The 12,433-nt window shown below is 71.4% G+C and carries 9 protein-coding genes; 7 read left to right on the top strand and 2 right to left on the bottom strand.

Annotation, left to right across the window (positions count from 1 at the left end):
* Positions 1 to 21 precede the first annotated feature (21 nt).
* From FAF44_RS15370 to FAF44_RS15340, 7 genes are all read left to right on the top strand, one after another.
* Positions 22 to 2,496 (top strand): ATP-binding protein, encoded by a 2,475-nt coding sequence (locus FAF44_RS15370; RefSeq protein WP_237103828.1) that lies wholly within the window; start codon positions 22 to 24, stop codon positions 2,494 to 2,496.
* A complete protein-coding gene (locus FAF44_RS15365) occupies positions 2,493 to 4,859 on the top strand; it encodes a type IV secretion system protein (RefSeq protein ID WP_237103827.1) in 2,367 nt (788 codons plus the stop codon). The genes FAF44_RS15370 and FAF44_RS15365 overlap by 4 nt, the downstream gene beginning before the upstream one ends.
* Before the next feature lie 2 nt (positions 4,860 to 4,861).
* A complete protein-coding gene (locus FAF44_RS15360; protein WP_237103826.1) occupies positions 4,862 to 5,485 on the top strand; it encodes a hypothetical protein in 624 nt (207 codons plus the stop codon).
* Positions 5,482 to 6,573: a bifunctional lytic transglycosylase/C40 family peptidase gene (locus FAF44_RS15355; RefSeq protein WP_237103825.1), complete on the top strand. Its 1,092-nt coding sequence runs from the start codon at positions 5,482 to 5,484 to the stop codon at positions 6,571 to 6,573. The genes FAF44_RS15360 and FAF44_RS15355 overlap by 4 nt, the downstream gene beginning before the upstream one ends.
* On the top strand, positions 6,570 to 6,962 hold the full coding sequence (locus FAF44_RS15350; RefSeq protein WP_237103824.1) for a (deoxy)nucleoside triphosphate pyrophosphohydrolase: 393 nt from the start codon (positions 6,570 to 6,572) through the stop codon (positions 6,960 to 6,962). Before FAF44_RS15355 ends, FAF44_RS15350 begins: the two co-directional genes overlap by 4 nt.
* 67 nt (positions 6,963 to 7,029) lie before the next feature.
* Positions 7,030 to 8,283 (top strand): hypothetical protein, encoded by a 1,254-nt coding sequence (locus FAF44_RS15345; RefSeq protein WP_237103823.1) that lies wholly within the window; start codon positions 7,030 to 7,032, stop codon positions 8,281 to 8,283.
* A 98-nt stretch (positions 8,284 to 8,381) separates the two neighbouring features.
* Positions 8,382 to 9,716, top strand: coding sequence for a hypothetical protein (locus FAF44_RS15340; protein ID WP_237103822.1), 1,335 nt, complete (start codon positions 8,382 to 8,384; stop codon positions 9,714 to 9,716).
* Positions 9,717 to 9,762: 46 nt separating this feature from the next.
* Here the strand turns inward: FAF44_RS15340 and FAF44_RS15335 are convergent, their stop codons facing one another.
* Both FAF44_RS15335 and FAF44_RS15330 read right to left on the bottom strand, forming a co-directional pair.
* Positions 9,763 to 10,524, bottom strand: a complete 762-nt coding sequence (locus FAF44_RS15335; protein WP_237103821.1) for a succinate dehydrogenase/fumarate reductase iron-sulfur subunit — start codon at positions 10,522 to 10,524, stop codon at positions 9,763 to 9,765.
* Positions 10,521 to 12,422, bottom strand: coding sequence for a fumarate reductase/succinate dehydrogenase flavoprotein subunit (locus FAF44_RS15330; protein WP_237103820.1), 1,902 nt, complete (start codon positions 12,420 to 12,422; stop codon positions 10,521 to 10,523). The genes FAF44_RS15335 and FAF44_RS15330 overlap by 4 nt, the downstream gene beginning before the upstream one ends.
* Between the last annotated feature and the right edge of the window lie 11 nt (positions 12,423 to 12,433).

Genomic DNA, 12,433 nt, shown 5'->3' with positions numbered 1-12,433 from the left:
TTCATGCGCCGAGGGGGCGGCATGAGCAGGGCGTCCCGAGCGCATCAGCGCCTCGCGGTCCGGTACTTCGACGATCGCATCCTGCTCACGGACACCTGCGCATGGGCGTACTTCCGGCTTCCGACGATCAGCTACGAGTTCGTCACGCCGGAAGAGCGCGAGGCGCTGGCCACCAACATCACGATCGCGCTGGCGGCGATCAGGATGCCCGACGCCGAGGTGCACCTGAGGGTGGCGCACCGCACCTACCCCGCGGCGGAGTGGGCCATGGCGCTGAACGCCACGTCCGACGAGGGGTCCGGCTGGCGCGACTACCTGGAGGAGATGTACCGGCACGTCTGGGCCAAGGACTTCTGGACGAAGGAGGTCTACCTGGGCGTGCGGCTCGGCCCGCGCGGCAAGCAGCTCGGCAGCGGGGTGCTGGCCCAGGTCTTCGGCTTCTACCAGAAGACGGAGAAGGTGCTGGGCATGGAGGACGACCACGTCCACGACAGCGAGATCGGGCGCTGGACGGAGCAGGCCGAACGGCTCGGCCGGGCGCTGGCGTCGAGCGCGCTGTACGCCCGGCACGCCACGTCGGTCGAGGTGGCGTGGATGTTCCAGCACGCGGCCGCGGGCGCGGTGGGCGATCCGCCGCCGTCGGCGAGCCCGCGACGGCGCTGGGGCAAGGGCGAGATCGAGTCGCTCATCGAGGGCGAGATCCACAACGGCCGGTCGCTGCTGCGGATCGTGCAGCCCCAGGGCGACTCGTACGTGTCCTATCTGTCGTTCGCGCGTTTCCCCGACCTGATGCCGTTCCCCGACGGCGAGCCGTGGCTGCACTTCGCCGACCAGTTGCCGTTCCCGGTGGAGATCTCCTCGCGGATGCGGCTCATCCCGCCGGTCAAGGCGTCGAAGGACGTCGCGCGCAAGCTGGCGCACGCCCGCGACATGGACCACCACATCCGCGAGGCGGGCGCGGAGGCGCCGCTGGCGCTGGCCGAGCAGATCGACGCGGCCCGCATGCTGGAGCACGGCATCACGAAGGAGCGGCTGCCCTTCGTGTACGGCTGGCACCGCCTGATCGTCTCGGCCCCGACCGAGGACATCTGCGTCCAGCGGGTGGAGGCCGTGGTCGAGCACTACCGCGACATGGGCATCGACGTGGTGAACTCGACCGGCGACCAGTTCTCGCTGTTCCGCGAGTCGCTGCCGGGCGAGAAGGTGGGCATCAACGCCTACGCCCAGCGTCAGCCGCTGCGGACCATCGCGGGCGGCATGGCCACGGCCACCGTCGATCTCGGCGACCGGCCGGGCGAGGGCAGCGAGGGCTGGCTGGGGCCGTACATCGGCGAGACCGTCGGCAGGGCGCGCAGCATCGTACACTTCGATCCGCTGGTGGCGGCCACCCGCAACCGGCCGACCGCCATCGCGATCACCGGCGAGCCGGGCGGCGGCAAGACGACGCTGGCGCTGCTGATGATCTACCAGATGGCGTTGCGCGGCGTGACGGTCGCGGTGATCGACCCGAAGGGCGACGCCGAGTCGCTGGTGCGGCTCCTGGAGAAGCGGGGGCGCAGGGCCCGGATCATCCCGCTGGGATCGGCCGCCCCCGGGCTGCTGGACCCGTTCTCGTTCGGCGACGACATCGCGGCGAAGAAGACGATGGCCACCGAGACCCTGCGGCTGCTGCTGCCCCGGATGTCGGAGGAGCGCGAGTCGGCGATGATCCAGGCGGTGGCCGCGGTGTCGAACGGGGCGGACCCGTCGCTGGGCAAGGTCGTGGACTTCCTGGAGCAGGCCGACGACCCGGCGTCGAAGAACCTCGGCGCGGTGCTGCGCTCGATGTCGGAGATGCACCTGGCCCGGCTCTGCTTCGACCCGTCCGGCGGCGACCAGATCGACACCGAGGGCTGGACGACCGTGTTCACGCTCGGCGGCCTGACGCTGCCCGACGTGACCACGGGCCGGGAGGACTACTCCTACGAGCAGCGGCTGTCGGTGGCCCTGCTCTACCTGGTGTCGCAGTTCGCGCGCAGGCTGATGAACGGCCTCGACCGGCGCGCGCCGAAGGCGATCTTCCTGGACGAGGCGTGGGCGATCACCTCCACGCCCGAGGGCGCCAAGCTGGTGCCGGAGGTCAGCCGGATGGGCCGCTCCCGCAACACCGCCCTGGTACTGGTCTCCCAGAACGCGGGCGACCTGCTGAACGAGCAGGTGACCAACTGTCTGTCGTCGGTCTTCGCGTTCAGGTCCACGGAACGGGTGGAGGTGGACCACGTCATGTCCCTGCTCGGGGTGGAGGCGTCGGAGGAGCACAAGGCCGTGCTGCGCTCGCTGGGCAACGGCGAGTGCGTCTTCCGCGACCTGGACGGCAGGGCGGGCCGGATCGGGGTGGATCTGATCTCCGAGGATCTGCTCCGCTGGCTCGACACGAACCCGACACACGACAAACCCGACGGCAGCGGGCATGATCTTCAAGGGGGCGTGGGCAGGGCGCAGGAGGTACGGTCATGAAGGTCCGGCTATCCCGACGGCTGGCGCTGGTTCTCGCGCTGGTCTGCGGTGTCCTGGTGGTTCCGCTCGTGCTGGGCGCGGTCTCGACGCCGGTCGCCGCCGCTCCCTGCGACCTCTCGGGCCCGCTCTCGCCCGAGATGGTGGGCAGCGGCCTCGACGGTCTGATCCAGGCCCCGCCCCCGGAGGGCGGGCCGCAGACCCCGACGACCAACTACTCGCAGTTCGGCATGAGCGGCCAGTTCTGGCACACGCACGAGCTGACCTGCTCCGACTACGTGGCCGTGCTCGGCAACATGTGGGCCAACGGCATCTTCACCGCGGCCAAGGCCGTGGACCGGCTGACGATCACCACGTACCAGGCGGCGGCGACCGAGGGGCCGCTGCAGTCGATCAAGGACGTGGTCGACGACATCGTCACGAACCTGTCCAACGCCATGTACTGGCCCTTCCTGCGCCCGATCGTCATCCTCGGCGCGATCTGGCTGGCCTGGTACGGGCTGATCCGCAAGCGCGCCACCACGACCGCCGAAGGCGTGATCTGGATGGTGCTGGCGGTCACGGTGGCGGTCTGGTTCTTCAGCCGTCCCGGCGACTTCACCGGCCTGGGCAAGGTCGTCACCGACAAGACCGGCGAGGTGGTCAACTCCGCCTTCTCCGGCCTGCCCGGCGCGGGCGGCGCGTCCTGCCTGCCGCCGCCCGGCGAGGCCGACCCGCAGATCAAGGCGGGCGGGTACGCCCAGGGCGGCACGCCGGGCGTGGACCAGAACGCCGACGCGCTGTGGTCCACGCTGGTCTGCAAGCCGTGGCTGGTGGGCCTGTTCGGCACCGCCGACCCGCAGCAGCCCATCGTGCGCGACTGGGGCCGCAAGGTGCTGGAGATGCAGTCGGCCCCGGCGATCACGGCCGGCCAACCGGCGCCCGACATTGGGGCCAGGCAGTCGGAGTACGCCTCGCTGGGCGACAAGCTGCGTAACGACCCCCGCTACGCCACCTTCTCCGGGCGCGACTGGTCCAACCGGCTCGGCGTGGCCGTCGGGGCGTTCATCGCGGCCCTGGTGGCGGGGCTGCTCATCTTCCTCGTGGCGGTCTCGCTGCTGGTGCTGAAGGTGGGCTTCCTGCTGCTGCTCATCCTGGGGCCGATCTTCCTGCTGATCGGGGTGCATCCGGGCAGCGGCCGGATCGTCGCCATGCGCTGGGTGGAGATGCTCATCGGCACGCTGCTCAGGCAGGCCGTGCTGACGATCGTGCTCGGCGTGCTCGTGTACGGGTACGCGCTGATCATCTCCACGGCCATGCCATGGGGCATGCAGGTGCTGTTCATGGCGCTGCTGACGATCGCCGTGTTCTTCTACCGGCGGCCGTTCCAGCACCTGTTCGCCTCGATGAGCGGGCACACGGTGACCACCCGCATGCTCGGCGAGGCCGCCAGTTCCTCGGTGCTCGAACGGTCGGCGGGCGCGCTGCCGCCGGTCGCCTCGGCCCGGATCGGCCGCTGGGGGCTGCGCAAGGCGGAGCCGCTCATCAGGGCGGCGGGGGCGGTCAACCCGGCGGGCGCGGCGGCCTCCGCGGCGGCCGGGCAGGTGCGGATGCGCAGCGAGGAAGGGGAGGGCTCGCCGTCCGGCACCAGGATCCCGGCCACGGCGGCTCCTCTCGACACCGACCAGCAGAGCGGCAAGGCGGCCGGACGGGCCACGCCAGAACCGCGCCGGGGCACCGCGCCCCCGCTCAACCTGAACGGCGCGCCCACCCGTAGCCGCGGCCCAGCGGCCGGCGGTTCCAGGCCCGGCCCCGGCGCGCCCGGTTCGGGCGGTTCGGGCGGTTCGGGCGGTTCGGGCGGTTCGGGCGGTTCCGGGGGGTCGGGTGGATCCGGTTCCGCGGGCGGCTGGTTCGGCACGGGCTCCGGCGGCGGCTGGGCCCGTCGCGGCGGTTCGGGCGGTTCGGGCGGCTCGCGCGGTACGGGTTCCCGCACCTCACGTTTCGGCGGCTCGGGCGGCTCGCGTTCGGGCGGGTCCCGCTCACGCGGCGGCTCCGGCGGCCTGTTCGGCGGCGGCGGTTCACGCGGCGGCTCAGGAGGCGGCTCGGGCGGCGGCGCGGGCGGTGGCAGCATCTTCGGCGGCGGCTCGCGCAGGTCCGGCGGCTCGGGTGGTTCGGGCGGCGGCCTGTTCGGCGGCGGCGGTGGCGGGGCCAGGTCGGGCGGCGGCACGTCGGGCGCCCCGCGGATCTTCGGCTCCGGCGAGTCGTCGTCCCGCGGCTCCGAGGCGCCCCCGCTCTGGTTGCGCAGCGGACGCGACGGCGGCGGCTCCGGGGGTGACAGCCCCGACGTGCCCTTCTGGCTCAAGCCAAACAATTCGGACAAGGACTGAACATGGCGCAGCCAGGTGACAGGCGGGGCGTGGCCTTCGTCGTCATCGTCGTGGTCATCGCGGCGGTCGGCCTCTATCTGACGATGTGGCCGGACTCCTCCGACGAGGCCGCCCGGGAGCCGACGGCGAACCCGCCCGCCACCCGCTCCGCCGCGGTGCCGAGCGCGCCGCTGGCGACCGCGAGCGCCGCCCCGTTCGACATCTACTCCTACCTGCCGATGCGCAAGGAGCAGCTCGCCGCGGCGGCGGACCTGGCCGAACGGTTCACCGCCGCGTACGGCACGTTCCGGCACGACGAGGAACCGGCCGCCTACGCGCAGCGGCTGAAGGTGTTCACCACGCCCGAACTGGCCGGCACCCTGACCAGGACGGTCACCTCGGCGGGCTTCGTCGAGCAGATGCGTGCCGACCAGACCGTCTCCACGGCCACGGCCGCTCTGAAGGAGATCAGGCAGGTCGAGCAGTCGTCCATCGTGTTCGTGGTCACCGCGAACAGGCAGGTCACCGCCAAGAGCGGCAACCAGCTCGCGACGGAGGAGTACGCGGTCACGGTGAGTCAGCTCGGCGCCGACTGGCGGATCTACGACCTCCGTCCGGCTCTTGAGGGCCAGAAAGGGGACCAGTGAACCCTTCTCGAGCGCGTCTCGCCCTGATCGTCGGTCTGGCCGGGATGGTGCTCTTGGTCGCGGTCATCGTGTCCCCGCTGCTGCTGATGTCGCCGCCGTCGTTCCTCGGCGACGGCGGCTTCTCCGTGGACTGCGACGACACGGCCCAGGTGGAGGAGGTCTCCGACTCGGCCTCGTCCGACATCCCGGACGAGTACCTGGGGCTGTACAAGGAGTACGGCCGGAAGATCGGCGTGCAGTGGAACATCCTGGCCGCCGTCGGCAAGCGCGAGACCGACCATGGCCGCTCCGACCTGCCCGGGGTCAAGAGCGGCACCAACTCGGCGGGCGCGGCCGGGCCGATGCAGTTCCTCATCTCCACGTGGGGCGGCAAGGCCAGGATCCCGGCGTCGTCCGACGTCAACGGGTACGCCTCCGACGGTGACGGCGACGGCGTCGCCGACGTCTACGACCCCGCCGACGCCATCCTGGGCGCCGCCAAGATGCTCAAGCGCAACGGCGCGCCCGAGAACGTGCGGCAGGCGCTGTTCGTCTACAACCGCGCCTGGTGGTACGTCGACCAGGTCGAGGAGATCGCCCGGCGCTACGCCAGGTCCGGCGATGTCAAGGTGCCGCCGCAGGCGTCGCGGGAGTGCGATGACCCGCTGGTCGAGGCCGCGCCGAGCGACCTCGTGGCCAAGATCCTGCAGTTCGCGCTGGCGCAGCGCGGCAAGCCGTACCTGTGGGGCGGCACCGGGCCGGACGCCTTCGACTGCTCCGGCGTCATCTACGCGGCCTACCGGGAGGCGGGGTTGTCGATCCCGCGCACGACGTTCACGCAGTGGCCGTTCGGGGTCAAGGTGTCAGAGGGTGAGGAGCAGCCTGGTGACCTGGTGTTCTTCAACGCGGGGCCGGGCACCAGGCCCGACAGTCCCGGTCATGTGGGGCTGGTCGTGTCCAAGGGCAAGATGCTGGAGGCCCGGTGCACGTTGTGCGGGCCGATCAAGGTGACCAGTTACCAGGCGCGGGACAACCGGGTGGGTTTCACACGTCCGCTGCAGAACCCCGATGTCGTCGATCAGATCGAGAAGTTGCAGAATCCCCTATGAGCATCGTCGTGGTCGCCGCCGTGATCGTCGCCCCGGGCGGGCGGGTGCTGGCCGCGCAGCGGGCCGAGCCCGCCGCGCTGGCCGGTGGCTGGGAGTTCCCCGGAGGGAAGGTGGATCCGGGGGAGGGGGAGACGGCGGCGCTGGTCCGCGAGTGCCGGGAGGAACTCGGCGTGGAGGTCACGGTGGGCGAGCGCGTGGGCGCGGACTGGCCGCTGGCCGAGGGGTACGTCATGCGCGTCTGGTTCTGCGCGCTGCTCTCGGGCGTCCCGGAGGCCAAGGAGCACCTGGCGCTGCGCTGGCTCGGGCCCGGCGAGTACTACGACGTCGAGTGGCTCGGGGCGGACCTGCCCATCATGAAGACTGTGGAGAATCTGCTCCACAACGATTAGACCGTCCCTCTCTGTGACACAATGATTACTAGGCGTAGTTTGTGGCGCGGCGGGGGAGTGGGGAGCGATGCGGCGGAGTTGGGTCGTCGCCGGTGCGCTGGTGCTGGTGGTGGTGCCCTCCGTGCCGGTGGCGGCGGCCGGGGTGTCGCTGGTGCTCGAGAGGGTGACCGGCGCCGACGGCGTCGGCAGGTGGGTCAGGACCGGTGACGTGCAGCGTTTCCGGGTGCGGCTCAACGGGATGGCCAGAGGGGCGCGGATCGCGGTGGCGGCCAGCCCGGTGCAGGCGCTGACCGAGGTGGCCTGTGTGCCGTCGTCGGGGCGCGGGCCGGGGTCGGCCGGCCCCGAGGCGAGCGGCTCCGCCGAGAGCCCGGCCGCGGCGGGCCCGTCAGACCTGCCGTTCGCGGGCGGCCACGAGGTCGCGGGTGGCCATGACCCGACGGACCCGCAGGAGACGGCGGATGCCGGGGAGCTGACCTTGCGGGCGTTGAGCGTGGTCACGGCCCCGGCGACGGCGCAGGCGGCGCCCGGCACGCGGGTGTGCGTGCTGGGGAGGGTCGCCGGCGAGCGGGTCGTGGACGTCACCCTCAAGGCCCCTGAGGGGGCGAAAGAGGTGGTGGTCGCCGCGGTGGCCCAGGTGCTCGACGTGGAGACCGGCGGGCTGACGACCATGAGCAGGGCCGCCGTCGTCCAGGTCGGGGAGACGCTCGGGAAGGAGGCGGCGACGCTCAGCGGCTTCGCGCACCGTGTGCGCCCGGGGCGGGGCGCGGAGAGCGGGCCGCAGCGGACGCGGACCGGCAGCACGTCGAGGCCCATGGACGGCATGCCGGGGGTGCGACCCGGAGCGGTGTCGCGGGACGTGGAGAGCGTGCCGGGGCGGGCGGGGGCGGTGCCGGGCGGCGCTGTCGAGAGCGTGCCGTCGGCCGGCGTCACGGCGGTGCCGTCCGCGAGTGTCGCGCCTGAGGTGCTGGGCGGTGTCACGGCGGTGCCGTCCGCGAGCGTGGCGCCCCCGCCGTCGTCGAGTGCGGCGCCGCCGGGTGCCGTGCCGCAGCTCGTGCCGCAGGCGTTGCCCACGGCGGGCGCGGTCGTTCCCGGTGCGCCGCAGGCGGCCGGCACGTTCCAGTCCGAGGCCGCCGGCGGCGAGGCGCCGTTGCCGTGGGGGATGGCCGTGGCCGCGAAGCCCGTCGAGCCTGTCCGGTGGGTGAGCCCGATCGACGGACCGGGTGCGCTGCCCATGGTCGTCGCGGCCATCGGGGTGCTCATGGGGGGCCTGTGGGCCGTTGTCACGGTACAACGAGGTCGTAACCGTAGAAAGGTGATGTAATTCGTCTTTACTGTTACTTTGACCCGGCTAGTATTCCCTTGACCATGGTTCCGGGATTACGCGGAGGACACCCGGTGGCACGCACGCGAGCGACAGCCGTGTCCGCAATCATCCTGGCGCTGGGGCTGGCTGGCGCCGGGGCGACGCCGTTCATCGTGCAGAGCGCGAGCGCGTCCGTGCAGTTCGACCCCGTGGAGCCGTGTGACCCCGAGGTTCTGGCGTGCGACGTGAACGACCCGGAGACCACGGTCACGATCACCACCACGGTGGAGGCGACGCCCGGCCCCGAGGAGCCGGACGGGACGCCGGAGACGACGGTCACCAAGACCGTCACCGCGACGCCGCCCAAACCCTCGAAGTCGCCGACCCCGACGAAGACCACCAGCGCGCCCGTCGTGCCCCCGCCGTCCACCGAGGACAACCCGCAGCCGCTGCCCACGCAGAGCGCCGAGGTGCCACCGGTCACCTCCACCTCGCCCACGGCGGAGGAGTCGGTCGAGATGCCGGCCATCGCGCCGTCCGACACCCCCACCCCGGAGGCGTCGCCGAGCCAGACACAGGCCGCCTCGTCCGAGGAGGTGCCGCTGGAGCTGCGCAGGGCCGCGCCGGAGTTCGACCAGACCGACCTGACGCGCAAGCTCAGCATCCCGGCGCTGGTGCTGGTCCTGCTCGCGCTCTTCGCGGTGCTCATCTTCGAGGGCAGGCTGCGCCGGATGGCCCACGCGGCGGCGGTGCGCAAGGCCGGGCCCGCGCCGATGGGCGGCCCCGAGACGCACCACCCGGCCGCCGGTTACCCCGCGGGCCCCGGTTACGCCACCGCCGGAGGCTTCCCGGCGCCGCAGTACCCGGGCGGCACGGCGTACGCGCCGATCATCAGCTTCGTGCCGGTGCAGACCTATCCGAGCGCCCCGCCCCAGTACGGCTACCCCGAGCCGGCCCACCCGTACCCGCCGCACGGCTACGCCGAGGAGCCGCCGCCCACGGAGCCCGAGCCCGTGGTGCTGAGCCCCGACGAGTTCGACTCCTTCAGCGAGCCGCCGAAGCCGCGCGACCGCGACCCGTTCGAGCCGGTGCTCCAGCCCGAGCCGGTGCCGTCGGACATCCCGCCGGGCGGCTCCGGCCCGTACGACGACGGCGACCGGCCCCTCGGCCCGGCCTCGCCCCCCTCGCTCGCCTCGGCGGCGGAGGCGGGCGACCAGGACCCGTGGAAGCCCGAGCAGCCGGGATCGTTGTTCAAACCGGCCAAGGACTACGAGCCGGCCGGTGACTACGATCCGGAGCGGGAGTACGAGCCGGCGCCGTACCTGCCGATGGACGAGGACGTCACGGCCGTGCAGCCGCTGCCCGAGCCGCACGAACCCCAGGAGCAGCCGGAGCCGACCAAGGAGTTGCCGGACGCCACGCGCCGGCGGTTCGGCAGGAAGAAGAAGTAGCCGCACGACAAAGCGGGGGCCGGATGACCGGCCCCCGCTTTCTCGTTCACTTCCCGTTGTCGCCGCGCCTGAAGATCTTGTTTCCCAGCCACACCAGCGGGTCGTACCTACGGTCCACCACGCGCTCCTTCATCGGGATCAGCGCGTTGTCGGTGATCTTGATGTGCTCGGGGCAGACCTCGGTGCAGCACTTGGTGATGTTGCAGTAGCCGAGGCCGTGCTCCTCCTGGGCCGCGTCCTGCCGGTCGGCCACGTCGTACGGGTGCATGTCCAGCTCGGCGATCCGCATGAGGAAACGGGGACCGGAGAAGTTGGTCTTGTTCTCCTCGTGGTCACGGATCACGTGGCAGACGTTGTTGCACATGAAGCACTCGATGCACTTGCGGAACTCCTGGGAGCGCTCGACATCGACCTGCTTCATCCGGTACTCGCCGGGCCGCACACTGCTCGGAGGCGTGAAGGACTGGACCTCCCTGGCCTTCTGGTAGTTGTACGACACGTCGGTGACGAGGTCCTTGATGACCGGGAACGTCCGCATCGGCGTGACGGTGATGGTCTCGTCCTCGGAGAAGGTGGACATGCGGGTCATGCAGCCGAGCCGCGGCTTGCCGTTGATCTCCATGCTGCACGAGCCGCACTTGCCGGCCTTGCAGTTCCACCGGACCGCGAGGTCGGGGGCCTGCGTGGCCTGGAGGCGGTGAATGATGTCGAGGACGACCTCGCCCTCGTTCACCTCCACCGTGAAGTCCTCCAGCTTGCCCTCGCCGCCCTCACCGCGCCAGACCTTGAACTTTGCCTTGTAGCTCATGACTTCGCTATCCCGTCGAACTCGGCCATCTCTTCGTCGGTGAGGTACTTCTTCAGCTCGTCCCGGTCGAACAGGGTGATCAGGTCGTCGCGCATGCCCGGCTGGAGCCGCTCCTCGACCTCGACCGCGGAGCCGTCCTGGGTGGAGCAGACGAGCAGCCTGCGGCGCCACTCCGGGCTCATCTCGGGAAAGTCGTCGCGGGTGTGCCCGCCGCGGCTCTCCTCGCGGATGAGCGCGGCGCGGGCCACACACTCGGAGACCAGCACCATGTTGCGCAGGTCGATCGCGAGATGCCAGCCGGGGTTGTAGACGGCGGAGCCGGCCGCGCCGACCAGGCGTACGCGCTCCTTGAGCTTCTCCACGACCTCCAGGGCCTCGGCGACCTCCTCCGACTTGCGGATGATGCCGACCAGGTCGTTCATCGTGCGCTGGAGCTCGTGATGCACCTCGTACGGGTTCTCGCCGGTGTGGCCCAGCGGGGCCAGCGCCTCTTCCCTGGCCTCCGTCACCTGCTCGGGCAGCACCTTGGGCCGGCTCTTGAGCGCGTCCACGTACGCCGCCGCGCCCGCGCCCGCCCTGCGGCCGAACACCAGCAGGTCGGACAGCGAGTTGCCGCCCAGCCGGTTGGAGCCGTGCATGCCGCCGGAGACCTCCCCGGCCGCGAACAGCCCCGGCACGGCCGCCGCGCCGGTGTCGGCGTCCACCTCGACGCCGCCCATGATGTAGTGGCAGGTCGGGCCCACCTGCATGGGCTCGGCGGTGATGTCGACGTCGGCCAGCTCCTTGAACTGGTGGTGCATCGACGGCAGCCGCTTCTTGATCTCCTCGGCGGGCAACCGGGTGGAGACGTCGAGGAACACGCCGCCCTGCGGCGAGCCGCGCCCGGCCTTCACCTCGGAGTTGATCGCGCGGGCCACCTCGTCACGCGGCAGCAGCTCCGGCGGGCGCCGGTTGTTGGCCTGGTCGGTGTACCAGCGGTCGCCCTCCTCCTCGGTGGTGGCGTACTTGTCCCTGAAGACCTCGGGGATGTAGTCGAACATGAAGCGCTTGCCGTCGGAGTTGCGCAGCACGCCGCCGTCGCCGCGGACGGACTCGGTGACCAGGATGCCGCGCACGGACGGCGGCCAGACCATCCCGGTGGGGTGGAACTGGATGAACTCCATGTTGATCAGCTTCGCGCCGGCGAGCAGGGCCAGGGCGTGACCGTCGCCGGTGTACTCCCAGGAGTTGGAGGTCACGACGTACGACTTGCCGATGCCGCCGGTGGCCAGCACGACGGTGGGCGCGTCGAAGAGCACGAAGTTGCCGCTCTCGCGCCAGTAGCCGAACGCGCCGGAGATGGCGTCGCCGTCCTTGAGCAGCCGGGTGACCGTGCACTCGGCGAAGACCTTGATGTAGGCCTCGTAGTCGCCGTGCGTCTCGTAGTCCTCCTGCTGGAGGGCGACCACGCGCTGCTGCAGGGTGCGGATGAGCTCCAGCCCGGTGCGGTCGCCCACGTGTGCGAGCCGTGGGTACTCGTGCCCGCCGAAGTTCCGCTGGCTGATCTTGCCGTCTTTGGTGCGGTCGAACAGCGCGCCCCACGCCTCCAGCTCCCACACCCGGTCGGGGGCCTCCTTGGCGTGCAGCTCGGCCATCCGCCAGTTGTTGAGGAACTTGCCGCCCCGCATGGTGTCGCGGAAGTGCACCATCCAGTTGTCGTCGGGGTTGACGTTGCCCATCGCCGCGGCGGCGCCGCCCTCGGCCATGACCGTGTGCGCCTTGCCGAACAGCGACTTGCAGACGATCGCGGTCCTCTTGCCCTGCTGGCGGGCCTCGATCGCGGCTCGCAGGCCGGCGCCGCCCGCGCCGATGACGACGACGTCGTACTCGTGGCGCTCTGTGTTGTGCGTGTTTTCCACGGAAAGCTGTC

Origin of the sequence: Nonomuraea sp. MG754425 (assembly GCF_021699195.1) — a bacterium.
Classification (GTDB): domain Bacteria; phylum Actinomycetota; class Actinomycetes; order Streptosporangiales; family Streptosporangiaceae; genus Nonomuraea.
This window is presented reverse-complemented; position numbering and strand designations above follow the sequence as displayed.